Below are 24,815 nucleotides of genomic sequence, written 5' to 3'. Positions count from 1 at the left end.
CCGAGGAAACAACGATAGGCATCGTAGTACGCCAGTTGTCAAACTACGCCGATATTCGTACTTTGGAGGCCGGACCCGAGGAGGCCACCCATGTCCACCACCGAGCGCGCCGCCGCGTCCGGACGGCACATCGCCCACCCGCAGTTGGAGGAGATCCGCCTGGAAGCGGTCCTGCACGCGCTGGCCGACCCGGTCCGGCTGCGCATCGCACGGGAGCTGGCGGACGGGCACGAGGACATGGCCTGTATCGCGTTCGACCTGCCGGTGAGCAAGTCCACCACCACCCACCACTTCAAGGTGCTGCGCGAGGCGGGCGTCATCCGCCAGCACTACGACGGGACCTCCCGTCTGAGCCGGCTGCGCGAGGACGAACTGGAAACACTCTTCCCCGGGCTGCTGGCCGCCGTCCTGGAAGGGGCGCGACGGTCGGCCGGGACGCGGGAGCCGGCCTGAGTACGCCTCCGCCCCGAGCGGTTCGAGGGCTCGGGGCGGACGCGGGTACGGCGCACGGGGCGGCCCGGAGGGACGGGGCGCCCGCCAGCCGGCCGTGACGCCGTTTCAGATGGTGGCGGTGTCGATCACGAAGCGGTAGCGGACGTCGCTCGCGAGCACCCGCTCGTACGCCTCGTTGACCCGGCTCGCCTCGATCACCTCGATCTCCGCGCCCAGCCCGTGCGCGGCACAGAAGTCCAGCATCTCCTGGGTCTCCCTGATGCCGCCGATCATGGAGCCCGCGATCGCCTTGTCACCGCCGATCAGCGAGAACAGGTTGAGCGAGATCGGCTCCTCGGGGGCCCCGACGTTGACCAGGGTTCCGTCGGTCCGCAGCAGGCCGAGGTAGGCGCCGAAGTCCAGCGGGGCCGAGACCGTGGAGAGGACGACGTCGAAGGCTCCGGCCAGCTCCTCGAAGGTCCCGGGGTCGCCGGTCGCGTAGTAGTGGTCAGCGCCCAGCTTGAGCCCGTCGTCCTTCTTCCGCAGCGTCTGGGAGAGGACGGTGACCTCCGCGCCGAGGGCGTGGGCGATCTTGACCGCCATGTGGCCGAGGCCGCCCAGACCGACGACGGCGACCTTCTTGCCCGGGCCCACGCCCCAGCGCTTGAGCGGGGAGTACGTGGTGATGCCCGCGCACAGCAGGGGCGCGGCCTCATCGAGGGCGATGCCCTCCGGGATGGACACCACGAACGCGTCGCGCACGACGATGTGCGTCGAGTAGCCGCCGTACGTCGGCTCGCCGCTCCGGTCGAGCGCGTTGTAGGTCTGGGTGTTCCCTTCGGCGCAGTGCTGCTCGCGGCCCGCGCGGCAGGCGTCGCACCGTCCGCAGGAGTCGACCATGCACCCGACGCCGACGCGGTCGCCGACCTTGAACCCGGTCACGCCGGGTCCGGTCTCGGCGACGATCCCGGCGATCTCGTGGCCGGGCACCATCGGGAAGATGCCCTCGCCCCAGCCGTCGCGGGCCTGGTGGATGTCGGAGTGGCAGATGCCGGCGAACTTGATGTCGATCAGGACGTCGAACTCGCCCACCGGACGGCGCTCGATCGTGGTGCGCTCCAGCGGGGCCTTGGCACGGGGAGCGGCGTAGGCGGCAACGGTGGTCATGCCGGAGGTTCTCCTCTGGTGGTGCGGTGGGTACGCCCTCGAGCGTCACACCGCGGGCGGCGGCCGCCCAGCCCCCCGCTCCGCCTACGTCCAGCGGTCCTACCACCGGCGGGGACAGGCTCGGCGGCCCACGACCGCGCATCGGCGGAATAATGGAGCCATGGACGATCAGCCGGAGGCCGCCTCCCCCGAACCGCTGGACCGGCGCGCCGAGCTCAGCGAGTTCCTGCGGACCCGCAGGGCCAGGCTCCAGCCGCAGGACGTGGGGCTGCCGGAGTTCGGCCGCCACCGCCGGGTGCCGGGCCTGCGCCGCGAGGAGCTGGCTCAGCTGGCCGGGGTGTCCGTGGCGTACTACACGCGTCTGGAGCAGGGCAACGGGCGGAACGTGTCGGCGGAGGTGCTGGACGCGATCGCGGGTGCGCTGCGGCTCACGGATGCCGAGCAGGCGCACCTGACGCACCTGGCGCGGCCGGCGCGGCACGGGAAGAAGCGCCGTCCGGCGAGGGCGCAGCGGGTGCGGACCGGGTTGCTGTACCTCCTCGGCAGCATGGAGGGCATCCCCGCGTACGTGACCGGGGCGCGCTCGGACATCCTCGCCTGGAACCCGATGGCGGCGGCGGTGTTCGGCGACTGGGGCGCACTGCCGCCCGCCGAGCGCAACTGGGCGCGTCTGGTGTTCCTCTCCCCCGGCTACCGGGACCTCTTCGTGGACTGGGGTTCCAAGGCGTCGGACATGGTCAGCTATCTGCGCCTGTACGCGGGCTGCCACCCCGACGACCCGGAGCTGTCGGCCCTGGTGGGCGAACTCTCGGTGAAGAGCGACGAGTTCCGGCGGCTGTGGGCCACCCACAACGTCAAGGAGAAGGGCCACGGCACCAAGCTCATCCGGCACCCGCTCGCCGGGGACCTGACCCTGGCGTACGAGACGCTGAACCTCCCCGACGACGAGGAGCAGCATCTGGTGACCTACCACGCGGAGCCGGGCTCGGAGTCGGCCGAGGGCCTGCGCCTGCTGGCGAGCTGGGGTGCGGACGCGGGCCGGGCGGATCTGTTCGACGCGGCGGGCCGGGGTCCGGACGCCGGGCGGTGAAGACGTGTTCCTCCCGGGTCGGCCGGGGGCTCGCCGGCATCGCGCCGGCCGTGTGCGGAAGGCGCCGGGGCGCTCCGGAGCTCCGGGGGGGGCCGGCCGCTCCGGGAGGGGCCCGGCTCTCGGGTACGCCGGCGGTACGGGAGGGAGTCTTCACCGCGTGGTCGCGGGCCTCCGCCGGCCGGTCAGTCGGTCCCGGCCCGCTCCACCGCCGCCTCCGCCGTGCCCCCGATGAGCACCGTGAGGGCGGTCCCCCGGCCCGGGGCCACCGCGCCGGTGCCGGCCGGGTCCATGAGCGCCAGAGTCTCCGCGGCGACGAGCCGGGGCAGCAGTAACTGCCAGAAACCGGTGAGCATGTGCGGGGAAAGCCAGGCGGAGTCGTCCCGGCCGAGCGCCTCGAATCCGGTCGTCACGGCGACGGTGGCGGCCGCCGCGTCCGCGCGCGAGACACCGTCGGCGAGCGTGCCGGCGAGGGCCGCCTCGTCCAGCAGCTGCCGTACCCGGTGGTGCCACTCCAGCCGCAGGTCCGGGACTCCGGCGTTCTCCCCGTCACAGCTGAGCCGGAACCCGGCCCGGCTCACCGGATCGTCCCGCAGCCGTTCCACCAGGGCGTGCGAGGTGTCGACCAGTGCTTGCACGGCGTTGTCCGTCCTGCGCCGGATCGCGGCCGAGAGGTCGTGCAGCCCGCGGGAGGCCTCCTCCACCACGGCCTGTGCCACGGCGGCCTTGTTCTCGAAGTGGAAGTGCAGCGCCCCCGTGCTGACGCCCGCTCCCGAGCTGATCAGCACCAGCCGCGCCTGTGCGTAACCGTGCCGCTCGAAGACGGCGGCGGCGGAGCGGATCAGCGCCTGGCGCGTACGGGCGGCGCGCTCCTGTTTGGTCACCGGACCCTCCCCGCCAGGGAGAGGCGGTCGGATACGGGACCGGAAAGGGAACCGGAACCGGTCGAGGGCTCCACCCCGGAGCGGCAGGACGGTGTCATGGAGTTATCCAACCAACTAGTCGGTAGGTTTTCCAGGGAAGGGGGGAATGCGACGGGTAACCCAGGCCGCTTTCCGGCCACATCGGCCCTGCGCTCCGTCCATGGAACGGAAAAGAAAAACACGCATCACCCGACTTATCCGCGGTCCCTGGTGGTTCACGGCGCCTTCCACCTCCCGCTCCGCGCGAATCGGCCCTATCCCGCGGCGAAGACGTCCGCGTGCTCGGCCGCCCAGAGGCGGTAGGGCCGGGCCGGCCGGCCCGTCAGCTCCTGGACCGTGGGCGCGACCCCCGCCTTGGCGCCCGCCCGCTGCCGCTCGGCGCTCTCCAGGAACGCCTCGGCGACGGCCCGCGGGTACTTCGCCAGCAGGGCGGCCCGCGCGGCGTCCACGCCCAGCTCCTCGAAGCGCAGCGGTCGTCCCAGAGCCCGGGAGAGCTGGGCCGTCTGCTCCCGCGCGGTGATCGCCTCCGGCCCCGAGACGGCGTACGCCTTGCCCTCGTGCCCCGTGCCGGTGAGGGCGGCGACGGCGACCGCGGCGACGTCGCGCGGGTCGACGCAGGCGACCGGCGCGTCGCCGTACAGGGCGCGCACCACACCCCGCGACCGGATACCGGGCGCCCAGGACAGCGTGTTGGACATGAACGTCCTGGGGCGGACGAAGGTCCAGGGGACGCCCGATTCCCGGATCGCCCGCTCGTTCTCCCGCTGGCGCCGGGTGATGAAGTCGGCGGCGTCCGGCTCCTCCACCGCCAGCATGGACAGCTTGACCAGGTGGCGCACGCCCGCCGCGGCGGCCGCCGCGGCGACCCGCTCGTCGTCGGGCTCGGTGGGGCTGTTCGTCACCAGGAAGACCGAGGCCACGCCCCGCAGCGCCCGGTCGAGGGCGGTCCGGTCCGCGTACGCCCCCTCGACGACCTCGACCCCGTCCCCGGCCACCCCGAGCCGCTCGGGACGGCGCGCGAGAATCCGCACGGGTCCGGCCGCCGCCAACCGCGCGGCGACCTCGCGGCCCACCGCTCCGGTGGCGCCCGTCACGAGAATCACGTGTGCGCCCCCTCTCGGCCGCGGGCCCGGAGGCCGGACAGGACCGCGGTGAACACCGTTTCGCCGTTCTGCCACCCGGTCACCTGGACCGCCACCGCATCCTCGGCCGTTCCGGGCAGAACCACCGCCCCGATCCGGCACGGGCTGCCGAACTCGGCATACCGGTGGAACCGGCTGACGGCCTCCGTCGGAACGATTCCGCCGCGTCCCACCGCCAGCCAGGCGGCCTGGCGGGCCGCCTCCAGCAGCAGCATGCCGGGAACGTGGTCGTTGGGGCGCTGGAACAGCGTCGGGTGCCGGGTGTCCACCCGCAGCTCCCACAGCCCGTCCCGACCGGTCGCCGACAGCACCACGTCCTCGGTCCTGCTCCGGCCCGCCAGGGCGGCGCGGACCGGCGCCGCGTCCGGTATCGATATGTTCTCGGCGGCGGCGTCGCCGCGCATCCGCCGGTAGACCTCGGGGCTCGTGAAGCGGGTCACCCCCACGCCCGTCGCCGCCAGCCCCCCGTCGCGGTGCACCGTCCACGCCACGCGCCCCGCCACCGGCAGCCCGCCGCGCCACTTCAGGTCGGAGCAGTACACCTCCACGTCGACTTCGGCGGGGGCGCCGCCGACCCTCAGGTGCTCCTGGTGGCACGCGAAGTCCAGGCCCGACAGCAGGAAGTGGTGGCCCAGCGGTACGCCGTACCCGGCGTGGAAGGCGAGCATCGCCGCCTGCCGCATCACTTCCGCGACCAACAGCGGGTCGTGCCGGTCGCCGTCCACCGGGGCGAAGAACGCGTGATCGTGCGGAAGGACAGCCGTCACCGCGAACCGGTCGTGCGCCAGGCGCACCCAGTCGCGCGGAAAGGCGTCCTCGGGCCGGGTCCGGTGCACCATGTCGATCCCCACGGGACGCGCCGCATCGGCCTCCGCGTCCATGGCCGGCACCGGATCGGTCAAGACTGCTGCTTCGGGCATAACTCCCCCCAGGGGTCATGTGAATGGCGAGCCGTTCCTGCGATGCACGTGCGTTGATAAGATACAGACTAAGCGGTTTTTTTTCTATCCTCGACCGGGCCCCGCCCCACCTCTCACGGTCGCTTCCGGGCCCCTGTCCAGCAAAGGAGACGGGCCGGCCGGACAGGAGCGGGCGGCCAGCACCCGCAGGACAATCCTGGTGGCAGCGGCACGGGAATTCGAGAAATACGGCTATCGAGCCGCGACGCACACCGGAATTCCGAAAAGCGCGGGCACCATGAAATGTGCTCGCTTTTCTCCTTTCCCGTCGGGGAATTTCTCCCACTCGACATGCGCCGCGTTCCGGGAACCGCCCCGGGCCGATCCGGGACAGTGGCCCGGCCCCCGGGAACCGACCGGTGGGAGCGCTTCGGCAACCGTCTGCCGGCCTGCCCCCTCGCCCTGCCGGAGCGGACCGGGCCCCTTCCCCCCTCGATCCCGTCGGCCGGGCCGGACCGCCTAGGATGGCGGGTCTCCCCCGCCCCCGGCGCGGGGCTGTCCCGGACAAAGAAATCGGAGGCGTCCTCCCCGTGCGTGTGCTGCTGGTGGAGGACGACGAGGATCTGAGGGAGATGATCGCGGCCGGGCTGCGGGACGGCGGCTTCGCCGTGGACTGCGCGTCGGACTGGCCGGAGGCCGACGTATTGCTGCACGTCACCGCGTACGACTGTGTGGTGCTGGACCGGATGGTCCCCTACGGCGACACCCTCGTCCCGTTGGAGGCCGGGCGCCGGGCCGGCTGGTCGGTGCCCGTGCTGTGCCTCACCGCCCTGGACTCCCTGGACGAGCGGCTGCGGGGGCTGGAGAGCGGGGCGGACGACTATCTGGCCAAGCCGTTCGCCCTGCGCGAGCTGGTGCTGCGCGTCCGGTCCCTGAGCCGCCGGGCGCCGGCCCGGCTGCCTTCCTTCCTGAGCTGCGCGGACGTGGTCATGGACGTGGCACGCCACGAGGTGCGGCGCGCCGGGGTGCTGCTGTCGCTGAGCCCGAAGGAGTACGCGGTGCTCCAGCAGCTCCTCGTCCACCGGGATGCCGTCGTCACCCGTACCGGACTGCTGGAGCACTGCTGGGACGAGATGGCCGACCCGGTGTCCAACGTGGTGGACGCCGTCGTCGCGGGCCTGCGGCGCAAGCTCGGCCCGCCCGCTCTGGTGCACACCGTGCGCGGGCAGGGCTTTTCGCTGTCGGCGCGGCCGGGGGCCTCCTGATGGCGAAGTCCGTACGGCCCCGTTCCCCGGCCCGGCGGCGGCTGCGCCGGCTCCAGCTGCGGCTGACCGCCGCGTACGCCCTGATCACCGTCGCCGGACTGGCCTGCCTGTCCTGGCTGGTGATCCGTACCGACGACCGGGCGCGGCAGGACGCCGAGTACGACGAGATGCGCCGCCGGGCCTCCGTGGCCGCCTCGCTCGTCTACTACGAGGACGGCCGGATCCGGTTGGACGGCCTCCAGGACGACGAGGCGACCGCGGGAACCCCGCAGGTCCTGGTGGTGGAGGAGCGGCCGGGCCGGGGCCCGGTCGCCGTGTTCCGGGGCCGCGCCGCGCAGTTCGACGTCCCGGCCGCGCCGGTCGCGGCGGTCGTGCGGGCGGCGATGGCCGAGGAGGGGCCGGTGGAAGCCGGGGCGCGCGACCGCTCGGGAGAACCGGTGCGCCTGCTGGGCGTGCCCTTCTACCACGACACCACCGACGAGGTGGCGGGTGCGGCCGTCGCGGTCGGCGACCCGGAGCACGGGGCGGCCGAGCACCGCAGCCTGGTCCTCTCCCTGGTCGCCGGGGCCGGGGCGCTGACGGCTCTGGCCGCGCTGAGCGGCCACGTCCTCTCGGGGCGCAGCATGCGGCCGGCCTGGGAGGCGTTGGAGCAGCAGGAGAGGCTGCTGGCCGACGCGGCGCACGAGCTGCGGACCCCGGTCGCGGTGATGCGCGGTTCGGTGGAGATGGCGGCCGGCGCCCCGGGGGCCCTCGACGCGCATCTGCCCCGGATCCGGCGGGCGGCGGACCGGATGGCCGACGTCGTGGAGAACCTGCTGGCCCGGGGGCGGCTGGAGGCGGCCGTGGACGCCGTACGGGCGGAGCCGCTGCGGCTGGACCAGCTCGTCGAGGAGATGTGCGCGGAGCTGCCGCAGAGCGTGCCCCGCCCGCGCCTGCGGACGGTGGAGTCGGTGGTGGAGGCCGACGCGGCCCTGGTGCGGGTCGCCGTACGGAACCTGCTGGACAACGCCGTCCGGCACGGGCGCGCCTCCGACGCACGGGACGGGGGCGGGCTGCTGGTGGCGGTGTGCGGGCCCGAGGTGGTGGTGGCCGACCGGGGCCCGGGGGTGGATCCGGCACGGTTGCCGGAGCTGACGGAGCGGTTCAGCTCGCCGGGCGGGGGGACGGGCATCGGCCTCTCCCTGGTGCGGCGGGTGGCGGAGGCGCACCGGGGAACGCTCACCGTCCGGGCCCGCCCCGGGGGCGGCGCGGAGTTCGTCCTGCGCCTCGCACCCGCTCCCTCCCGGCGCGAACGGCGTCGCGGGGCGGTCCTCACGATTCGCTCATGATCGACCGTCCATGATGCGGGGGATGGTTCGAAACCCACGTCCGGGAGTACGCATGCCCCACCACGCCGTCCGCCCTCCGTTCCGCCGCACAGGCGCCCTCGCCGCCCTGGCGTGCGCGGTCGCGGTCGCGGCGGGGGCGGGGCTGCTCCTGTCCCACGCCTCCGCCGCGGACCCTCCGGCCGGGGCCGTGCCCGAGGTCGTGCCGCCCACGGCGCAGGTGCCCTTCGACTACCAGCTCGGCGGCGCGTACACCCCGCCCGCCGGGGTCGGGGCCGTCTCCCGCGACCGCGGCGCCGAGCCGGCCGACGGCCTCTACAACGTCTGCTACGTCAACGCCTTCCAGACCCAGCCGGACGCGCTGGACTGGTGGACGGAGCACCACCCCGACCTGTTGCTGCGCGACGGCGAGGGCGAGCCGGTCGAGGACGACGCGTGGGGCGAGGCGCTGCTCGACACCTCCACCGCGGCCAAGCGCACCCGGCTGGCGGAGATCGTCGGCGGCTGGATCGAGGGCTGCGCCGCCTCCGGCTTCCAGGCGGTGGAACCGGACAACCTCGACTCCTACGAGCGGTCCGGCGGCCTGCTGGCCCCGGCGCACAACGCGGCGTTCGCGAAGCTGCTGGCCGACCGCGCGCACGCCGCCGGACTGGCGATCGGCCAGAAGAACACCACCGATCTGCTGGAGCGGCGGGAGGAGATCGGGTTCGACTTCGCCGTCGTCGAGGAGTGCGGCCGGTACGACGAGTGCGGGGACTTCGCCACCGCGTACGACGACCGGGTGTTCGTCGTCGAGTACGCCGACCGCGATTTCGCGAAGGCGTGTTCGTCCGTGGGGGCGAAGGTCTCCGTGGTGCGCCGGGACCTCGACGTCGTCCCCGCCGGGCGGCCGGGGTACGTGCACCGCACCTGCTGAGCGCGTCCGGAGCGCGGGGCTACGCCGGGTGGGCGCAGACCGTGAAGATGCCGCCCTCGGGGTCGCTGATCACCGCTTCGGTCCTGCCGTCGGGCGCGTCCACCGGGGGGCCTGCCGATCCGCCGGCGGCGCGGGCCGCCGCGGTGGCCGCTTCCAGGTCCGCGACATGGAAGCGGACGTGCCAGCGCGGGCGCAGCCGGGGGTCGGCGGACGACGCGTCCCCGCCGCCGCGCAGGGTGGCCACGGTGCGGCCGCCCTGGCGGACGACGACGGCGTCCTGCCGGTAGGCATAGCCGACGTCGCAGCCCCCGGGCTCCTGGGACGCCCAGTCGAACACCTCGGCGTAGAAGATCGCGGAGTCGAAGGCGTGGCTCGTCCGCAGTTCGAGGGAGGCCGGCGCGTTGTCGCGCCCGAGCGACCAGGGCGGGGTCCGCCCCTCCCAGAAGCCGAATCCGACCCCTTCCCGGTCGGCGGCCACCGCACCCCGGCCGGGGCCCAGCCGGATCGGGCCGACGGCGATGGTGCCGCCTCGTTCCCGGACCCGGGCGGCGGCGGTGTCGACGTCCGCGACGGCGAAGTACGGGGTCCAGGAGGCGGCGGCGGGCAGGCCGGGGGCGCTCCGGCCGATCCCGGCGACGGGGAGGGCGTCGAGGTGGGCGACCGAGAACCCCTCGCCGAGGGTGCCGGAACGGAAGGCCCACCCGAGGACGGTCCCGTAGAACTCCTGGGCGGCCCGCAGGTCCCGGGTCATGAGGCTGACCCAGCACGGCGTGCCGTGCGCAGGAGTGGTCTGCTCTGACGCGGTCATCGGGATCGGTCTCCTCGTCCCCTCCGGTCGGCCGCCGGCGCCCGGCGACGGCCCGGCGGGCGGGGCTGGTGGACCACCGGCCGTTCGCGGGCCGGTGCGCTCCGGGACGTCACCGGTCTCTCCGGGGCGGCACGCCTCCATACCTACGCCGCCGGGGCCGCCGCCGCCACCCGGGCGGGGTGCCGGAACGGGCCGGTCGCGCACCCCGCCGGCTTCAGACGGCGCCGGTGGCCGCGGGCGGGCCGCGCACCCGGCGGCCCCGGGGCGGTGTCAGCCGCCGGTGGCAGACTGCCCGCATGATCTCTGTGCAGTCGAAGGCCGATCTCCAGCGCTACCTGCGGTCCGCCCGCGAGACCTTGCTGTGGAAGCTCGAGGGGCTCAGCGAGTACGACGTCCGCCGTCCTCTCACGCCGACCGGGACCAACCTCCTCGGGCTGGTCAAACACGCCGCGGGGGTGGAGCTCGGGTATTTCGGCGAGACGTTCGGCCGCCCGTTCCCCGGGACGCCGCACGCGTTCTCGGACGATGCCGAGGCCAACGAGGACATGTGGGCGAAGGCCGACGAGTCGCGCGAGGACGTCCTCGCCCTGTACCGCCGGGTCGCCGGGCACGCGGACGCCACGATCGCCGCGCTCCCGCTCGAAACGGTCGGCCGGGTCCGGTGGTGGCCCGACGAGCGGGCGCGGGTGACGCTGCACCAGATCCTGGTCCATGTGATCGCTGACCTCCAACGGCACGCGGGCCACGCCGACGTCGTACGGGAGCTCATCGGCGGGGCGGTCGGGCTGCGGGCCGGCAACGACAACCTGCCTCCGGAGGACGCCGCCTGGTGGGAGGGGTACCGGCAGCGTCTGGAGCAGGCGGCACGGGAGGCGCAGGCTGCGGGCTAAAGGCCGCCCGTCCGGGCGGGGCCGGACCCGCTGCCCGGTCCGGACGAGGGGCCCCGGCCTCGCGGCTGTTCTGCGCTGCCCGCGATCGGCACGGGTTCGCCGATCCGGTGCGCGGCGGTGCGCCAGGCGGCGGTGACGGCGGCGCGGGCCGCGGCGGTCGCCGCACCCACCTCCGCGGGCAGGTGCAGCGGGGCCCCGATGTGGACGTGGAGCCGGGGGCGGCGGGCCGGAGCGGTGAGGAAGCCGGAGATCTGCTTGACGCACGGGCCCGAGCTGACCCGGCGGGCCCCCGCCTGGCCGAGCGGTACGACAGGCGCCCCGGAGGCGTGCGCGAGGCGGGCGAGTCCGCTGCGGAAGCCCTCCGGCGGAGCCTCCGCCGCGTCGGTGCGGCAGGGCAGCCGCCCTTCGCCGTAGATCAGCAGATGGCGGCCGTCCCTGAGCGCGAGCGCCGCCGTGGAGAGCGCGCCCGCCGCCCGGTCGGTGCCGCGGTGCACGGGCACATGGCCGCCGCGTTCCAGGAGACGGCCGAGGACCGGGATGCGCCAGAGGCCGGCGGCGGCCATGACCACGGGCTCGACGCCCAGGCGGCGCAGGGCGGCGAGCACGATGCCCGGGTCGGCGAGGGAGGTGTGGTTGGCCACGATGATGCTGCCCGCGGCCGGGGCGGTGGCGTGGTCGGACGTGACGGTGAGGTGTCCGAGGGAGGGGACGACGGCGGCTGCGATACGGCTGAGCACGGTTCTCCCGGGGGTCCGGCGGGCGGGGCCGCCTGTGCGGGCGGCGGAACGGCGGCGGGGCCGCCGCTTTCGGCTCGGACCCGTCGCGCCCTCATCGTCGCGGCGGCCGGGGCGCGGGACCTGAGTGCGGGTACTCAGTCGGCGGGGGCGATCCCCCAGTGGTTCCGGGGCGGTGGGACGCCGGGGACGGGCCGGCCGCCGGCCGGGCGGCGCGCGAGCCCGGCCGGTGCTCGGCCGCCCGCGCCCGAGGACCGCTGACGCGGTGGACGGACGGCGGGGCGGTGATCGCGGCGATCTGCTGGTGCGGGGGGCGCGTGCGGGGCCCGCGCCCCGCGGCGGCCGGCTGGGAGCGCTCTCCACGCTGCTGCGTGGACCGCTCACCGAAGCACGGCCGCCGGGGCGGTCGCGACGGCGGTTCCGGGCGCGGGGCCGCGGTGGCCGCGGGCGTCGTCGGACGCCCGGCCTGCCGCGGCCTCACCCGCTTCCGCTTGCGCCGGTCGCTCAGCCGACCGGCACGCTGCGAACGCAAGAATGTGACGGGAGTCGCAGGACGCTCATCGTCCGGTGCTGAACGGCTCCGCCCCCGGGCGGCTGGGGGCCGGGGTTCCGGCTCGCTCCAGAGGCGCCCCGCCGATCAGGGTCGGGGAAGAACCGGCCGTGGTCCCCACGACGTCTCCTAACGGGCTGCGGCGGTCGTTCTGGGGGTACCGAAGTCGATGGCGCGGCCGGCCTCGCGCAGGACCTCCTCGGCCACCCGGCGCACTTCGGCGGGGACGTCGCCCTGCTCTTCCACGAGTCCGGCGTAGATCGGTGCTTCGGTGCTGTCTGCGGAGCTCATACAGTTCGTTTCCCCGTCGGTAGGGTGCGGAAGCCTCTGCCGGTCGGCGGAGGCGGGGGCGAGTGTACGTGGTGGGCGGCGCCGGTCGCGATTCGGTTCCGGCGCCCCGGCCCCCGCCGCACCTGCTGGAACGGCGTTTCCTCCCGTCCCCGGCGGGACGGTGCGGCGTATCGTCACTGCCCGGGGCCGGCGGCGCCCAGGTGCTCCACGGGGAAGCCGGCCCGGCCGGCGAGCGCGGTCAGCCGGTCGGCACGGGCCGCTCTCAGGACCACCACCGGGTAGCAGTCGGAGTCGATGTCGAGGACGGCCAGGGCCGCACCGATCCCGCGGTAGCGGCGGCCGCAGGCGTGCAGGAAGTCGTAGGTCGGCAGGGACGTCTCCGCGGGCCCGGAGAGCAGCCACGGGTCCGTGGAAGGCCGCGATTCCAGCGACGTCAGCTGGGCCCGGATCTCCTCCGCGTCCTCCTTCCAGTCGAACTCCGCGAGCAAACCGCGGGCGGCGAGCGCGTCGATGAGCGCGATCCAGGCGAGGTTGTCCACCGGCTCGTCGACGCCCCGTTCCCCCAGGCGTTCCTCGAAGGCGTCCACATAGCCGTTCGGGTCGTCGTGGGCACGAAGCACCTCATCGGCCACGTCGGGGTGCGCCGGGGCGAGCAGCGAGGCGATCTCGGCCAGGGAGGTGCGGATGGTCCCGGCGTCGCGCGGGTCGGACATGGCGTGCTCTCCTCTGCGGCCGGGCGGCCGCCGGTGGTCGGACGTGGGTCGGGGCCGCCCCGGCGCGGGCCGGGGCGGCGGGAGCGGTGGAGGCGGCGCCGGCGCGCCGGAGCTCCGGGAGCGGTGGAGGACCCGTGCGGTGCACGGGCCGCAGAGGCGGACGGGCGGGCCGCGCGAGACGGGAGGAGGCTCAGGTGCGGCGGCGCCGGGCGCCGGGCAGCGGCCGGTGGCCCTCGGTCCACTCGTTGACCCAGCCGCAGCCCGAACAGGCGTAGCGCCCGTCGAGGCCGGCGATCAGGGTGCCGCACCGGGCACAGCCGATGTAGGTGATCTCCGGGTGGTCCGTGACCGCTTCGTCCGACGTGGGCCTCTCGGGGCCGGGTGAGGTCGACATCGTCAGGCCCCCTTTCCCGCGGCGTCGAGCAGGAGCCGGGCGAGTTCGCGCGGCTGCGAGAACATCGGCCAGTGCCCGGTGTCCAGGGTGACCAGCTCCCATCGCTCGCTCGTCAGCAGCGCGGCGACGGCGGGGCTCGGCTCGGGCTGGTCGAGCAGGCACATGACGTACGTCGCCGACAGCAGGCCCAACGGGCGGTTCAGCGCGGCCGGTTCGGTGAGGGTGGCGCCGGGGTGAGGTGTCGCGCCGTCGAGCATCCGGGCGATCTGTTGGTCGCCGAGGCCCTGGCCCGCGCAGTCGGCGGGGTCGGGCGGCGGCCAGAGACCGCCGTGGGCGGCGATGGACGCCTCCACGCCCGCCCGCCCGGCCGGCCAGCCGGAGACGAAGGACTCGCCGTCGGCCGGGACGTTGGAGTCGACGAAGACGACGTGGGCGAGGCGGTCGCCGAGCCGTTCGGCCGCCTGACCGACCGGGATGCCGGAGTAGCTGTGCCCGACCAGGACCACATCGCGGAGGCCGAGGCGTTCGACCTCGTCGACGACGTCCTGGACGTGCGTCTGCTGCCCCGCCGCCGCTCCCTGTTTCTCCGCGAGGCCGGAGAGGGTCAGCGGGTGGACCCCGTGCCCGGCCGCGCGCAGGTCGGGCACCACATCGCGCCAGGCCCACGCGCCGAGCCAGGCCCCCGCCACCAGTACGAATTGCGTCATGCCGGCAACGTAGCGCAGGGGTACGACAACGCCTCTCCGACCGCCGAGCCGCGGGGGCGGTCCCGCGCCTCTCCGACCACCGTGCCGGCCTCCTTCGGACGTGCTCCCGGGGTCTGGGGATCCGCGGACGCCCCGCGTCCCGTCAGCCGTCGCCGCTTCGCTATCTTCGCGGGACGGGCGTCGGCGGACGGGTGTGAGCGCACCCGCCGACCGGCCCGCCGACCGAAGGAGAGCACCTGTGCGTTCCCCCGCTGCCGAGGCCGCCCGTGTGGCCGGACCGACCGTGGGCGTTCTGCTGCCCCGGGACCTGCCCGCCGAGCGGATCCTCCCGTACGCCCGCCGGGCCGAGGCGCTGGGGTTCGACGCCCTGTGGGTGGTTGAGGACCTCGGTTTCCGTGGAGGGGTCGCGCAGGCGGCCGCCGTCCTGGCCTCCACCGACCGGATCCGGGTCGGCATCGGGCTGCTGCCCGCCGGGGCCCGCAACGTGGCGTTCGCGGCGCTGGAGGTCGCGTCCCTGGCCCAGCTCTTCCCCGGCCGGGTCGACGTCGCGGTGGGTCACGGCATGCCCCACTGGATGCGCAGCGTCGGCCAGTGGCCCCGGAGCCCGCTCACCTTCCTCCGCGAGTACGTCGACGCCCTGCGGGCGCTGCTGCGCGGCGAACTCACCCGGCGGGACGGCCGGTACGTGCACCTCGACGGCGTACGGCTCGACCCGAGCGCGCTGCCCTCCGTGGTACCCGACATCCTGACGGGCGTCCGGGGCCCCAACTCCCTCGCCGTCTCCGGCGAGGTGGCCGACGGGACGGTCCTCGCGGAGCCGGTCTCCCCCGAGTACGCGCGGGCGGCGCTCGGGCACATCGCCCCCGCCGGCCGCCACCGTCTGGTCGCCTACAACATCGCCTCCGTCGCCCCTGACCGGGCCGGCGCCCTGGCTGCCGCCCGGCCGGGGCTGGAGTGGATCGGCGAGCCCGACTGGAGCCCGCACATCGCCCCGCTCCCGTTCGCCGACGAGCTGGCGGCGCTGCGGGCCGGAAGCCCGAGCCGCGAGGAGTTCGTGCGGCGCCTTCCCGACGACTGGGTGGCACGGCTCGCGGTGGCCGGAACCCCCGAGGAGGCCCGTGCCCGCCTCGCCGGTCTGGGGGCGGCGGGCGTCACCGACACCGTCCTCGCTCCCGTCGGCCCCGATCCGGTGGGGTCTCTGGAGTCGCTGGCCGCGGTTCTCGGTACCGGGGGCGCCTCAGGCCCCGCAGAACCCACAGGCACCACGAGGAACCCGAACAGCTGCGGCACCGCACGTACCAGTGGACCCACCCTCCCCTGAGGCGTCGTCGTTCCCCCCTCTCCACCTGTCGTCTTACGCAACTTGACGACAGGCCAGGGTTCATTGTCGGCCGTTTCTGACTGTTTTTCGCTATGAACGGAGGCGGTGGGCCACGGCGAGGCAGGATGTCCCCGTGATGGGCAACCTCCCTGTCGTGACAACCAGTTTCGTCGGCCGCGACAGTGAACTGGTCAGCGTCGAACGGGCACTTCGAGATCACCGGCTGGTCACGCTGACCGGCAGCGGCGGGGTCGGCAAGAGCCGGCTGGCCCTGCGCACCGCCGAGCGTGCCCGGGAGCGCTACGCGGACGGCGTCTGGTGGGCCGATCTCTCCCCTCTGCACGACGAGGAACTGCTGGCGACCACGGTCTGCGACGGTGTGGGCCTCCTGGACCACAGCCATCGCCGCCCGGTGGCCGCGTTGGCCGAATGGCTGTCCGACCGTCGTCTGCTCCTCGTTCTCGACTGCTGTGAGCGGCTCGTGGGGCCCTGCGCGCAACTCGTGGCCGAACTGCTCGACGCGGCCCCGGGGCTGAGGGTGCTGGCCACCAGCCGGGAGCCGCTGGGCGCGGCCGACGAGCTGTGCGTGGAGGTGCCGCCGCTCTCCGCGGGGGACGAGGGCGACGACGCCGTCCGTCTCTTCCACGAGCGTGCGGCCGCCGTGGCCCCGGGCCTCTCGCTCGACGATCCGGAGAACGCGGCCGCCGTCGCCGAGATCTGCCGGCGGCTCGATGGCATACCGCTCGCCGTCGAACTGGCCTGCGTCCAACTGCGCGGCAGCAGTCCTCAGGAGATCACCGGGCGGCTGGCCTCCCGGATGGAGAACCTCACCGACGACACCGTCTGGCCCCGCCGCCACCGCGCCCTGCGCACCACGATCGGCTGGAGCCACGAGCTGTGCGCCCCGTTGGAGCGGCTGCTGTGGGCGCGTCTCTCCGTCTTCCGCGGGGCCATCACGCCCGCGGACGCGGAGGCGGTGTGCGCGGGCGGGCCGTTGGTCGCCGCGGCCGTCGCCCCGGCGCTGGAACGCCTGGCCGACCAGTCGGTCCTGCGGCGGACCGGGGACGGCTACCGCATGCTGGACACGCTGCGCGAGTACGGCGCGATGTGGCTGGGCGAGCTGGCCGAGGACGTGCTCATGGCGGACCGGCACGCCCGGCACTTCGCCCACGTCGCCGTCCAGGCGTACGCGGGCTGGCTCGGGCCGTCGCAGGTGACCTGGTACCACCGGATCGCCGACACCCACGCGGATCTGTGCGCGGCGCTGGACCACCTGCTGGCCGAGGACCCGGAGATGGCGATGGAGATGGCCGGCTGCGCCGGTCTCTTCTGGAGCTGCTGCGGCCATCTGCACCAGGCCCGTTCGTACCTGGAGCGGGTGCTCGCCCTGCCGCTGTCCACCGGACCGCACCGCACCCGGGCGCTGTGGGCCCTGGGCATCACGCTGACCCTCCAGGGCGACCACGAGTCGGCAGGCCGCGTCGGCGAGGAGTGCCGGGTCTCGGCCGACGGCGACGGGGATCCCGAGGCGGTGCTCCTGGCGACCCACTCCGTGAGCTTCACCTATCTCATGATGGGCAGGCCGCTCACCGCGTACTCCGTCAGCGACCGCGCTCTGCGCGACCACCCGGGCGACCCCGCCGCCGCGCCCTCGCAGTTGCGCTGCCGGGTGATACGCCTCTTCGCCCTGTCCGCACTCGGCCGGCTCGACGAGGCGTACGAGGAGGCCATGCGGCTCCAGCGGATCAGCCTGCGCTTCGGCGAGCACTGGGCGCGGGCCTACGCCGATCACCAACTCGCCCTCATACACCTGCTCCAGGGCCGCCCCCGCCACGCCGAGAGCCACGCGCGCGCGATGCTCGCGAGCAAGCACGAGTTGCACGACAGCCTCGGTATAGCGCTCGGTCTCGACCTGCTGGCCGGGGCCATCGCGGCTCAGGGGAACGGGGTGGCCGCCGCCCGCGCCTCCGGTACGGGGCACACGTTCTGGCGCATGATCGGCCACCCGCACCGGGGCACCCCGGAGCTCGGGGCGATCCGCGAGCAGTGGGAGCTGAGGGCGCGGCAGGCCGCCGGCGACTCGGCGTACGAGCTGGCCTACCGGCGCGCATCGGCGGACGACGCCGAACGCGGCCTGGCCCACGCGCTGGAGCGCGGGCTCCCCGGGTAGTTCCGGCCCCCCGCCACCCGCCGGTCCGCCCGCCCGGCAGGCCGCCGTGCGGGCCTCGCACGCCCTGCGGAGCACCCCTAGGATCCCGGTATGACATCCATCAGCCGCCTGCGTGCCGATCACGCCGAGGCTCTGCTCGTCTTCGAACGGGAGAACCGCGCCTACTTCGCCGCGTCCATCCCCGACCGGGGCGACGGCTACTTCGCCGAGTTCGCCGAACGCCACCGCGCCCTGCTCGCCGACCAGGACGCCGGACTGCACCACTTCCACGTCGTCGAGGACGGGGACGGTGGCGTCCTCGGCCGCGTCAACCTCTTCGAGGTGCGGGACGGTTCGGCCGAGTTGGGCTACCGGATGGCGGAGAAGGCGGCGGGGCGGGGGCTGGCCACCTGGGCGGTCCGGCAGATCTGTGTCCTGGCGGTCCGGGAGTACGGGCTCACCTCCCTGCGCGCCGAGACGACACTGGACAACGCGGGCTCGCGCGCGGTGCTGGCGCGTACGGGGTTCGAGCCGGTCGAGGACGTCATGTTCGGTGACCGTCCCGGCCGGCGGTACGTCCTGGACCTGAGCGGTGGCTGCTCCCAGGCGCTCTGAGCGCTCGGCTCCACGAGTGGTCCGGGGACCGCGTCGGGCGGCTGCCCGCCGACCGTGATCCGCGCGGCGTCCGCCCCGGGCCTCCGGAGGAGCCGGCTGTCCGGCACGCTGCGGGCATACACAGCGCCGGGAGCGCGAGGAAGGGGCACGCCGGGCGTCCGGCGTGCCCCTTCTTCGTCCGGGCAGGGCGGTGGTCAGTCCTTGTCGGTCTCTTCGCGGACGATGGTGTCGTTCTTGGCGTCCACGTCGAAGGTCGTCTTCTTCCAGTCGGAGCCGACCACGTCGACCTGCCAGACGACGCCCTTGCCGTCGTTGTCGTCGAGGCCGACGGAGGTGACCGTCCCCTTCTTCTTCTCGGTGGCGACCTTGGCCGCCTGCTGCGGGGTCTGGGTGGCCTGCGCCAGCAGGTCGGCCGTCTGCTTCTTGTCGTCGGCGTCCTGGTCCGCGTCGACGCGGGCTTCGATCACCTTGCCGTCGACCGCGTTGATCCGGACGGTGTGGATCGTGCCGTCCTTCTCCGCGACGTCCGCGACCCAGACCGGGCCCTCGGCCCCGGGGCTCGGGCTGGGCGAACCGGTCCCGTTCGGGCTCGGGGAGCCGTTGGGGTCGGCCGAGCCCGTGGGGCTCGCCGAGCCCGTGGGACTGCCGGAGCCGGACGGGCTGGGGCTCTGGCCGTTGTCGTCGTCGTCCACGCCTTCCAGGTCCAGCTCGACCAGCTTGCCGCCGGCGACCTCGCCGACGGCCGTCCCGGCGGCGTCCTCGAAGCTGACCTTCGTTTCGTCGAGTGCCTTCTTGCGCTCCTGCTGGTCCTCGGTCAGCTCGGCGCTGGCCGAGGGCGACGTCGTCTGCTTCTGCGGGACGACCTTCGCGGCCTCGGAGGTGGTCGCGCTCGTGGAGCTGTCCGAGCTCTGGCCGCATCCGGTCATCAGAACGGCCGTGGCGGCGGCCAGGGAGAGGGCGCCGACCGCCTTGAGGGTGCGGGAACGGAAGGAGGCACTGTTCGTTCGTCGAGGCTCAAGTCTCATGCACGCATGACTACCGCCCCAGCCGCCGGTCATATTGCCCTACCGGGCGGAGTCACCCGATCGACCGGGCCGGTCCGCCCGATGGCCGTCGCTCCCCAGGCGAGGAGCGCCGGGGTGCGGAACAATGGCGGCAGGGCCGTATCGTCTCGCGTCCGGCCGGGAGGCCGTCATGGAAAACACGGTGCACACCGAACGCTACGAGCTCATCTTCCAGATGTCCGGCGCCGCTGACGACGTGGTCCGCGTCCGGCTGACCGACCGGCTGGGGGCGGGCGGTTTCCCGGTGTACGAGGACGAGACGGGGATCGTCCGCGCCGAGATCAGCGACCGGGGCGAGGTCCGCATGCTCGCCAGCGGCGGTCACCAGGCGCCGGGGGCTCCGCTTCTCGCCCGGCCCCTGAGCGAGGACGCCCCCGAAACGCCCTGACCGGTCCGGGCCCGCCGGACCGTACGCACAGGTCCGTACTCACCGGGACCGTACGCACAGGTCCGTACTCCCCGAGACCGTACGCACCGGGCGGGGCGCACCGTACACCGGTGCGCCCCGCCCGGCCGTGTGCGCGCCGCTCCCCATCCCTGCGCCTCCCCTCCGCTCCGTTCACGCCCATTCCTGCCCGATTCTGTTTACATTCCTGCGCCGCAGCCGTAACGTGAGCATGAATCCACACAGTCGGGCATCGAACGGAAGCAAACCCACATGTACGGACCGGAGCGTCAGCAGGAGATCCTCCGCCTCGCCCAGGAGAGCGGCCGGGTCGACGTGCTGTCGCTCGCCGAGGAGTTCCAGGTGACGGCCGAGACCGTCCGGCGCGACCTCAAGGCCCTGGACCGGGCGGGGCTGCTGCGCCGTGTCCACGGCGGGGCGATCCCTGCCGGCCGGCTCGGCTTCGAACCCGACCTCGCCGAGCGCGACGCCGTCGCCGCCGACGAGAAGGACCGCATCGCCCGGGCCGCTCTCGCCGAGCTGCCAGCCGAGGGCAATGTGATCGTCGACGCCGGGACCACCACCGTGCGGCTCGCCGCCGCGCTCCCCGTCGACACGGCGCTGACCGTGGTGACGCACGCACTGCCGGTGGCCGCCCGGCTCGCCGACCACCCCGGCGTGGCGCTGCACCTGGTGGGCGGCCGGGTCCGCCCCCGTACCCGCGCGGCGGTCGACGCGTGGGCGCTGGGCGCGTACGCCGAGGTCAACGCCGACGTGGTCTTCCTCGCCACCAACGGCTTCTCCCCCGGCAGCGGCCTGACCACCCCCGACCTGGCCGAGGCCGCCGTGAAGCGGGCGGTGATCAGGGCGGCCCGCCGGGTCGTCCTGCTCGCCGACTCCGGGAAGTTCGGACAGGAGCACTTCGCCCGCTTCGGGGACCTCACCGATGTGGACCTGCTCATCACCGACACGGGCCTCAGCCCCGACGACGCCCGCTCCATCGAGAGCCGGGGCACGGAAGTGGTACGCGCATGATCCTCACCGTCACCCCCAACCCCAGCCTGGACCGCACCTACGAACTGCCCGGCCTGGGCCGCGGCACCGTGCTGCGCGCCACGGCGGACCGCGTCGACCCCGGCGGCAAGGGCGTCAACGTCTCCCGCGCGGTCGCCGCCGCCGGGCGCCGCACCGTTGCGGTCGCCCCGGTGGGCGGCCCGGAGGGCGCGCTGCTCACCCGGCTGCTCGGTGAACTCGGCATCGAGGCCGCCGGGGTGCCGATCGCGGGGAGCACCCGGGTCAACGTCACGCTCGTCGAACCCGACGGCACGCTCACCAAGGTCAACGCGGCGGGCCCCGAGCTGAGTCCGGCCGAGGCGGAGGAGGTCCTCGACGCGGTACGGGTCCACGCTCCGGCCGCGGACTGGATCGCCTGCTGCGGAAGCCTGCCGCGCGGGCTGCCGCCGCAGTGGTACGCGGAACTGGTCGAGCGGAGCCACCGGGCCGGTACGCGGATCGCGCTGGACACCTCCGGCGCGGCGCTCACCGCCGCGCTGGCACAGGAGCCGGACGTGATCAAGCCCAACGCCCAGGAGCTGGCCGAAGCGGTGGGCCGGCCGCTCGTGACCGTGGGCGACGCGCTCGAGGCCGCCGAGGAGCTGCGCGGGCGCGGCGCCCGGTCCGTACTGGCGAGTCTGGGCGCGGACGGACAACTGCTGGTGGAGGCGGGGGGCGCCCATTTCGCCACCGCACCGGTGGCCGCCGTACGCAGCAACGTCGGCGCCGGGGACGCCTCCCTGGCCGGTTTCCTCGCCGCGGGCGGGCTGGGCCCGGTGGCGTTGGCCTCCGCCGTCGCCCACGGGGCCGCGGCCGTACAGCTCGCCGGAAGCCTCATGCCCGCCCCGGCCGATCTCGACCTTCCCTCGGTCGTGACGACCTCCCATGTGCCGCTGGATCGGGCGCTGACGGAACCCGCCCCATGACCCTCCTGCCCCCGCCTCCCCCGCGCCGTCGCACCGTGGTTACGGGCCCCGCCCGTCCACGGTCGCCGCACCGTCCCCCGAACCGCCGCCCGGCGGTCCCCGAGCAAGGAGTACCGCGATGAGTGAGCTGATCACCGCGGACCTGGTCGACCTCGATCTGGCCGCAGCAACGAAGGACGCCGCCGCGAGGTCGCTCGCCGAGCGGATGGCGGCCGCGCACCGCGTCACCGACCTCGACGGCTTCCTGGCCGACGTCGCCGCCCGCGAGGCGCAGATGCCGACCGGCCTGGACGGGGGCATCGGCATCCCGCACTGCCGCAGCGAACATGTGAACGCCCCGACGCTGGCCTTCGGACGCAGCCCGGCGGGCATCGACTTCGGTGCGGCCGACGGTCCGGCGGATCTGATCTTCCTGATCGCGGCCCCGGCCGGGGCCGACGACGACCATCTCACCATCCTGTCGGGCCTGGCCCGCAGGCTGATGGACCCGGAGTTCACCGCCGCCCTGCGCGCCGGAACGGACCCGGCGGCGGTGGCCGCGCTGATCCGCGGCGAGGAGCCGGCGCCCTCGGCCGGACAGGAACCCGAGCAGGGCGGGGCGGAGCCTGCCGGGGACCCGGAGGCCGCCGGGACGGCCGAGGACGCGCCCTTCCGGATCGTCGCCGTCACCTCCTGCCCCACCGGCATCGCGCACACCTACATGGCAGCCGAGTCCCTGGTCGCGGCAGGCCGCGCCGAGGGGGTCGAGGTGGCGGTGGAGACCCAGGGGTCGGCCGGCTTCACGAAGCTGGACCCCGCCGTGATCGCGGGCGCGGACGCGGTGATCTGGGCGCATGACGTGGAGGTCCGGGAGAAGGCCCGCTTCCGCGGCAAGCCGCTGGTGGACGTCGGGGTGAAGGCGGGCGTCAACCGGCCCGCCGAACTGATCGCCGAAGCACGTCGCAAGGCGGAGCGCGGAGAGGCCGCCACCGGGCCCGAGGGCGACGGCGGGGAGGACGTCGGGGAGACGGACGGCTCCGGCGCGGACCACGCGCACTTCGGCGTCCGGCTCCGTACGTATCTGATGTCCGGCGTGAGCTACATGGTGCCGTTCGTCGCGGCGGGCGGCCTGCTGATCGCCCTGTCGTTCGCCATCGGCGGTTACGGGATAGCGGACGCCGCGTCGGTGGCCGACCACTTCGTGTGGGGCGAGGCGGACAGCTGGGCCGCGCTGCTGAACCAGATCGGCTCGGCGGCCTTCGGCTTCCTGGTGCCGGTGCTGGCCGGGTACATCGCGTACGGGATGGCGGACCGGCCGGCCCTGGTGCCCGGTTTCGTCGGCGGGGCCATCGCGCTCACGGTGAACGCCGGGTTCCTCGGGGGCCTGGTCGCCGGTCTGCTGGCCGGTGCGGTGGTGATGGCCGTCCAACGGGTTCCGGTCCACGCGACGCTGCGCGGCATCATGCCGGTGCTGGTGATCCCGCTGATCGCGTCGGCGGTCGTGGGCTTCCTGATGTTCATCGTGGTCGGCAAGCCCATCGCGTCGCTGCAGAACGCCCTCACGGACTGGCTGAACGGACTCTCGGGCTCCAACGCGGTGATCCTCGGCATCGTGCTCGGGCTGATGATGTGCTTCGACATGGGCGGCCCGCTGAACAAGGTGGCGTACGCCTTCGCGGTCGGCGGTCTCGCCGACCCGACGCCGGGCAGCCTGAAGGTGATGGCCGCGGTCATGGCGGCCGGGATGGTGCCGCCGCTGGCGATGGCGCTCGCCACCACCGTGCGCGCCCGGCTGTTCACGAAGACCGAGCGGGAGAACGGCCGGGCGGCCTGGGTGCTGGGCGCTTCGTTCATCACCGAGGGCGCGATCCCCTTCGCGGCCGCCGATCCGCTGCGGGTCATCCCGTCGGTGATGGCGGGCGGCGCGGTCACCGGAGCGCTGTCGATGGCGTTCGGCGCCACCCTGCGCGCCCCGCACGGCGGAGTGTTCGTCGTCCCGCTGATCGGTGAGCCGTTCCTCTACCTGCTCGCCATCGCCGCCGGGACGCTGGTGGCGGCCGGTCTCGTCGTCCTGCTCAAGGGCGCGCGCCGGACGGCGTCGGGCGCGGAAGCCGCCGGTACCGACGACGCCCCGGTCGCCGTCTCCGCCTGACGTCTCCCCCTCCCCGGGCGACGGCGTCACAGCCGCTGCCCGGAGCCGTTAGGTTGAGCCCCGTGACCGAACTCTGGAACGCCTCCGACCCCGGCGTCCTGGCCCTCCCCTCCGGGCGGCTGGTACGGGGCAGGGGCCTGCGCCATCCGCTGCCCCCGGGCCCCGGGCCGGACTTCGCGGTCCATCTGCTGGGCCGCACCCCTCCCGCGGTCCCCTGGGAGTCCCGGTGGCTGCGGTGGCCGGACTTCCGGCTCCCGGCGGACCGGGCGGCGGCCCGGGACCTCTTCCAGGAGGTGTGGAGCCGGGCCGCTGGCGAACGGGTCGAGGTGGCCTGCGGCGGCGGGATGGGCCGCACCGGAACGGCGCTGGCCTGCCTGGCCGTCCTGGACGGAGTCCCGGCCGACGAGGCGGTGGCGTTCGTCCGCTCCGGCTACCACCCGCGGGCGGTGGAGACCCCCTGGCAGCGCCGCTACGTACGGAACTTCGCGCCCCGCTGAGACCGCGCCCCACGGGGCGGGCCGGGCGAGTCGTTCACGGCAGCCGAGGGCTGCGGCGAGGCCGAGGAGGGCCGGGCAGGTGCGGGGGGGCTGGTTCGTAGCGGTGGCTGAGGCGGCGGTAGCCGGTCAGCCGGGACGGGGCGTTCAACGGCCCACCGCCGGTGGTCCGAACCGTTCGCTGGACTCGGCTCCCTTGCGGGCGATGCGGTCGCCGCCGTTTCGACGGCGGCCCACTACCGGCGGACCCCACCGCGCCGCCTGGTCGTCCACCTGATGACTGCGTGGATGAACAGCCCCGGGCACACCGGATGAACATCCTCAACAAGGATGTCCAGGCGCTCGGCGTGGGCGTGCATTTCACCGCGCTCGGGCCGGTGTGGACGCAGAACTTCGGCTACCTCTGACGGGAAGCCGAAGTTCTGCACCTGCCT

General features: G+C 74.4%; 26 protein-coding genes. 15 read left to right on the top strand and 11 right to left on the bottom strand.

Features of this window, described 5'->3' with window-relative positions; genetic code table 11:
• Window positions 1-90: 90 nt before the first annotated feature.
• Complete coding sequence (locus ACH4K1_RS25925) at window positions 91-453, top strand: ArsR/SmtB family transcription factor (RefSeq protein ID WP_398091904.1); 363 nt, start codon at window positions 91-93, stop codon at window positions 451-453.
• Between the two features lie 105 nt (window positions 454-558).
• Here ACH4K1_RS25925 and ACH4K1_RS25920 read toward each other — a convergent pair whose 3' ends face one another.
• Window positions 559-1,599, bottom strand: a complete 1,041-nt coding sequence (locus tag ACH4K1_RS25920) for an NAD(P)-dependent alcohol dehydrogenase (RefSeq protein ID WP_398091902.1) — start codon at window positions 1,597-1,599, stop codon at window positions 559-561.
• A 160-nt stretch (window positions 1,600-1,759) separates the two neighbouring features.
• Between ACH4K1_RS25920 and ACH4K1_RS25915 the strand changes: the two genes are divergently transcribed.
• Window positions 1,760-2,689, top strand: coding sequence for a helix-turn-helix domain-containing protein (locus ACH4K1_RS25915; protein WP_398091900.1), 930 nt, complete (start codon window positions 1,760-1,762; stop codon window positions 2,687-2,689).
• 182 nt (window positions 2,690-2,871) lie between these two features.
• Here the strand turns inward: ACH4K1_RS25915 and ACH4K1_RS25910 are convergent, their stop codons facing one another.
• From ACH4K1_RS25910 to ACH4K1_RS25900, 3 genes are all read right to left on the bottom strand, one after another.
• Window positions 2,872-3,570 (bottom strand): ScbR family autoregulator-binding transcription factor, encoded by a 699-nt coding sequence (locus ACH4K1_RS25910; RefSeq protein ID WP_398091898.1) that lies wholly within the window; start codon window positions 3,568-3,570, stop codon window positions 2,872-2,874.
• Between the two features lie 293 nt (window positions 3,571-3,863).
• Window positions 3,864-4,712, bottom strand: a complete 849-nt coding sequence (locus ACH4K1_RS25905) for an NAD(P)H-binding protein (RefSeq protein ID WP_398091896.1) — start codon at window positions 4,710-4,712, stop codon at window positions 3,864-3,866.
• A complete protein-coding gene (locus tag ACH4K1_RS25900) occupies window positions 4,709-5,671 on the bottom strand; it encodes a ScbA/BarX family gamma-butyrolactone biosynthesis protein (RefSeq protein ID WP_398091894.1) in 963 nt (320 codons plus the stop codon). Before ACH4K1_RS25900 ends, ACH4K1_RS25905 begins: the two co-directional genes overlap by 4 nt.
• Window positions 5,672-6,240: 569 nt before the next feature.
• On the opposite strand from ACH4K1_RS25900, the gene ACH4K1_RS25895 reads away from it, so the two are divergent.
• From ACH4K1_RS25895 to ACH4K1_RS25885, 3 genes are read left to right on the top strand one after another with little or no spacing between them, the layout of a single operon-like run.
• A complete protein-coding gene (locus ACH4K1_RS25895; RefSeq protein ID WP_398091892.1) occupies window positions 6,241-6,915 on the top strand; it encodes a response regulator transcription factor in 675 nt (224 codons plus the stop codon).
• Complete coding sequence (locus tag ACH4K1_RS25890; RefSeq protein ID WP_398091890.1) at window positions 6,915-8,243, top strand: sensor histidine kinase; 1,329 nt, start codon at window positions 6,915-6,917, stop codon at window positions 8,241-8,243. Before ACH4K1_RS25895 ends, ACH4K1_RS25890 begins: the two co-directional genes overlap by 1 nt.
• A 52-nt stretch (window positions 8,244-8,295) precedes the next feature.
• Complete coding sequence (locus ACH4K1_RS25885; protein ID WP_398091888.1) at window positions 8,296-9,156, top strand: endo alpha-1,4 polygalactosaminidase; 861 nt, start codon at window positions 8,296-8,298, stop codon at window positions 9,154-9,156.
• 19 nt (window positions 9,157-9,175) lie between these two features.
• Here ACH4K1_RS25885 and ACH4K1_RS25880 read toward each other — a convergent pair whose 3' ends face one another.
• Window positions 9,176-9,964 (bottom strand): VOC family protein, encoded by a 789-nt coding sequence (locus ACH4K1_RS25880; protein WP_398091887.1) that lies wholly within the window; start codon window positions 9,962-9,964, stop codon window positions 9,176-9,178.
• Window positions 9,965-10,260: 296 nt separating this feature from the next.
• On the opposite strand from ACH4K1_RS25880, the gene ACH4K1_RS25875 reads away from it, so the two are divergent.
• Entirely contained in the window at window positions 10,261-10,854 is a 594-nt protein-coding gene (locus ACH4K1_RS25875; protein WP_398091885.1) for a DinB family protein, read from the top strand.
• Here ACH4K1_RS25875 and ACH4K1_RS25870 read toward each other — a convergent pair.
• The 5 genes from ACH4K1_RS25870 to ACH4K1_RS25850 all read right to left on the bottom strand — a co-directional run bounded on the left by ACH4K1_RS25870 (window position 10,851) and on the right by ACH4K1_RS25850 (window position 14,243).
• On the bottom strand, window positions 10,851-11,591 hold the full coding sequence (locus tag ACH4K1_RS25870) for a lysophospholipid acyltransferase family protein (protein ID WP_398091883.1): 741 nt from the start codon (window positions 11,589-11,591) through the stop codon (window positions 10,851-10,853). The two genes, ACH4K1_RS25875 and ACH4K1_RS25870, sit on opposite strands and share 4 nt — an antisense overlap.
• 676 nt (window positions 11,592-12,267) lie before the next feature.
• Complete coding sequence (locus ACH4K1_RS25865) at window positions 12,268-12,429, bottom strand: hypothetical protein (protein WP_228992796.1); 162 nt, start codon at window positions 12,427-12,429, stop codon at window positions 12,268-12,270.
• A gap of 173 nt (window positions 12,430-12,602) precedes the next feature.
• Complete coding sequence (locus ACH4K1_RS25860; protein WP_398091881.1) at window positions 12,603-13,142, bottom strand: DUF6630 family protein; 540 nt, start codon at window positions 13,140-13,142, stop codon at window positions 12,603-12,605.
• A 190-nt stretch (window positions 13,143-13,332) separates the two neighbouring features.
• On the bottom strand, window positions 13,333-13,536 hold the full coding sequence (locus tag ACH4K1_RS25855) for a hypothetical protein (RefSeq protein ID WP_398091879.1): 204 nt from the start codon (window positions 13,534-13,536) through the stop codon (window positions 13,333-13,335).
• A 2-nt stretch (window positions 13,537-13,538) separates the two neighbouring features.
• Window positions 13,539-14,243 (bottom strand): alpha/beta fold hydrolase, encoded by a 705-nt coding sequence (locus tag ACH4K1_RS25850; RefSeq protein WP_398091877.1) that lies wholly within the window; start codon window positions 14,241-14,243, stop codon window positions 13,539-13,541.
• Window positions 14,244-14,481: 238 nt separating this feature from the next.
• Here ACH4K1_RS25850 and ACH4K1_RS25845 point away from each other — a divergent pair, with 238 nt between their 5' ends.
• The 3 genes from ACH4K1_RS25845 (at window position 14,482) to ACH4K1_RS25835 (ending at window position 18,328) form a co-directional block, all read left to right on the top strand.
• Window positions 14,482-15,564 carry an LLM class flavin-dependent oxidoreductase gene (locus ACH4K1_RS25845; RefSeq protein WP_398091875.1) on the top strand — a complete coding sequence of 361 codons (1,083 nt, stop codon included), beginning with the start codon at window positions 14,482-14,484 and terminating at the stop codon, window positions 15,562-15,564.
• A 136-nt stretch (window positions 15,565-15,700) separates the two neighbouring features.
• Window positions 15,701-17,734: an ATP-binding protein gene (locus ACH4K1_RS25840; protein WP_398091873.1), complete on the top strand. Its 2,034-nt coding sequence runs from the start codon at window positions 15,701-15,703 to the stop codon at window positions 17,732-17,734.
• A gap of 90 nt (window positions 17,735-17,824) precedes the next feature.
• Window positions 17,825-18,328: a GNAT family N-acetyltransferase gene (locus ACH4K1_RS25835; protein ID WP_398091871.1), complete on the top strand. Its 504-nt coding sequence runs from the start codon at window positions 17,825-17,827 to the stop codon at window positions 18,326-18,328.
• Between the two features lie 194 nt (window positions 18,329-18,522).
• Here ACH4K1_RS25835 and ACH4K1_RS25830 read toward each other — a convergent pair whose 3' ends face one another.
• Entirely contained in the window at window positions 18,523-19,353 is an 831-nt protein-coding gene (locus ACH4K1_RS25830; protein WP_398091869.1) for a PepSY domain-containing protein, read from the bottom strand.
• A 169-nt stretch (window positions 19,354-19,522) separates the two neighbouring features.
• Between ACH4K1_RS25830 and ACH4K1_RS25825 the strand changes: the two genes are divergently transcribed.
• From ACH4K1_RS25825 to ACH4K1_RS25800, 6 genes are all read left to right on the top strand, one after another.
• A complete protein-coding gene (locus ACH4K1_RS25825) occupies window positions 19,523-19,780 on the top strand; it encodes a DUF6296 family protein (protein WP_398091867.1) in 258 nt (85 codons plus the stop codon).
• A gap of 270 nt (window positions 19,781-20,050) precedes the next feature.
• The gene (locus ACH4K1_RS25820) at window positions 20,051-20,812 is read left to right on the top strand and encodes a DeoR/GlpR family DNA-binding transcription regulator (RefSeq protein WP_398091865.1); all 762 of its coding nucleotides are present in this window, start codon (window positions 20,051-20,053) and stop codon (window positions 20,810-20,812) included.
• Window positions 20,809-21,756 (top strand): 1-phosphofructokinase, encoded by a 948-nt coding sequence (pfkB, locus tag ACH4K1_RS25815; RefSeq protein WP_398091863.1) that lies wholly within the window; start codon window positions 20,809-20,811, stop codon window positions 21,754-21,756. The genes ACH4K1_RS25820 and pfkB overlap by 4 nt, the downstream gene beginning before the upstream one ends.
• Window positions 21,757-21,874: 118 nt before the next feature.
• The gene (locus ACH4K1_RS25810) at window positions 21,875-23,887 is read left to right on the top strand and encodes a fructose-specific PTS transporter subunit EIIC (protein ID WP_398091861.1); all 2,013 of its coding nucleotides are present in this window, start codon (window positions 21,875-21,877) and stop codon (window positions 23,885-23,887) included.
• Window positions 23,888-23,949: 62 nt separating this feature from the next.
• On the top strand, window positions 23,950-24,384 hold the full coding sequence (locus ACH4K1_RS25805; RefSeq protein ID WP_228992807.1) for a protein-tyrosine phosphatase family protein: 435 nt from the start codon (window positions 23,950-23,952) through the stop codon (window positions 24,382-24,384).
• 281 nt (window positions 24,385-24,665) lie between these two features.
• Entirely contained in the window at window positions 24,666-24,788 is a 123-nt protein-coding gene (locus tag ACH4K1_RS25800; protein WP_398091859.1) for a hypothetical protein, read from the top strand.
• The last annotated feature ends 27 nt before the right edge of the window (window positions 24,789-24,815 follow it).

It is taken from the genome of Streptomyces sp. NPDC017448 (assembly GCF_044330565.1).
Taxonomy (GTDB): domain Bacteria; phylum Actinomycetota; class Actinomycetes; order Streptomycetales; family Streptomycetaceae; genus Streptomyces.
Note: the sequence above shows the minus strand (reverse complement) of the source record. Positions and strands in the feature narration are given on the sequence as shown.

What these genes read in the sequence shown, in the direction of transcription:
- ACH4K1_RS25925 (WP_398091904.1), top strand. Translation starts at nt 91, where the DNA reads ATGTCCACCACCGAGCGCGCCGCCGCGTCCGGACGGCACATCGCCCAC.
- ACH4K1_RS25920 (WP_398091902.1), bottom strand. Translation starts at nt 1,599, where the DNA reads ATGACCACCGTTGCCGCCTACGCCGCTCCCCGTGCCAAGGCCCCGCTG.
- ACH4K1_RS25915 (WP_398091900.1), top strand. Translation starts at nt 1,760, where the DNA reads ATGGACGATCAGCCGGAGGCCGCCTCCCCCGAACCGCTGGACCGGCGC.
- ACH4K1_RS25900 (WP_398091894.1), bottom strand. Translation starts at nt 5,671, where the DNA reads ATGCCCGAAGCAGCAGTCTTGACCGATCCGGTGCCGGCCATGGACGCG.
- ACH4K1_RS25890 (WP_398091890.1), top strand. Translation starts at nt 6,915, where the DNA reads ATGGCGAAGTCCGTACGGCCCCGTTCCCCGGCCCGGCGGCGGCTGCGC.
- ACH4K1_RS25885 (WP_398091888.1), top strand. Translation starts at nt 8,296, where the DNA reads ATGCCCCACCACGCCGTCCGCCCTCCGTTCCGCCGCACAGGCGCCCTC.
- ACH4K1_RS25880 (WP_398091887.1), bottom strand. Translation starts at nt 9,964, where the DNA reads ATGACCGCGTCAGAGCAGACCACTCCTGCGCACGGCACGCCGTGCTGG.
- ACH4K1_RS25875 (WP_398091885.1), top strand. Translation starts at nt 10,261, where the DNA reads ATGATCTCTGTGCAGTCGAAGGCCGATCTCCAGCGCTACCTGCGGTCC.
- ACH4K1_RS25865 (WP_228992796.1), bottom strand. Translation starts at nt 12,429, where the DNA reads ATGAGCTCCGCAGACAGCACCGAAGCACCGATCTACGCCGGACTCGTG.
- ACH4K1_RS25860 (WP_398091881.1), bottom strand. Translation starts at nt 13,142, where the DNA reads ATGTCCGACCCGCGCGACGCCGGGACCATCCGCACCTCCCTGGCCGAG.
- ACH4K1_RS25855 (WP_398091879.1), bottom strand. Translation starts at nt 13,536, where the DNA reads ATGTCGACCTCACCCGGCCCCGAGAGGCCCACGTCGGACGAAGCGGTC.
- ACH4K1_RS25850 (WP_398091877.1), bottom strand. Translation starts at nt 14,243, where the DNA reads ATGACGCAATTCGTACTGGTGGCGGGGGCCTGGCTCGGCGCGTGGGCC.
- ACH4K1_RS25840 (WP_398091873.1), top strand. Translation starts at nt 15,701, where the DNA reads ATGGGCAACCTCCCTGTCGTGACAACCAGTTTCGTCGGCCGCGACAGT.
- ACH4K1_RS25835 (WP_398091871.1), top strand. Translation starts at nt 17,825, where the DNA reads ATGACATCCATCAGCCGCCTGCGTGCCGATCACGCCGAGGCTCTGCTC.
- ACH4K1_RS25830 (WP_398091869.1), bottom strand. Translation starts at nt 19,353, where the DNA reads ATGAGACTTGAGCCTCGACGAACGAACAGTGCCTCCTTCCGTTCCCGC.
- ACH4K1_RS25825 (WP_398091867.1), top strand. Translation starts at nt 19,523, where the DNA reads ATGGAAAACACGGTGCACACCGAACGCTACGAGCTCATCTTCCAGATG.
- ACH4K1_RS25820 (WP_398091865.1), top strand. Translation starts at nt 20,051, where the DNA reads ATGTACGGACCGGAGCGTCAGCAGGAGATCCTCCGCCTCGCCCAGGAG.
- pfkB (WP_398091863.1), top strand. Translation starts at nt 20,809, where the DNA reads ATGATCCTCACCGTCACCCCCAACCCCAGCCTGGACCGCACCTACGAA.
- ACH4K1_RS25810 (WP_398091861.1), top strand. Translation starts at nt 21,875, where the DNA reads ATGAGTGAGCTGATCACCGCGGACCTGGTCGACCTCGATCTGGCCGCA.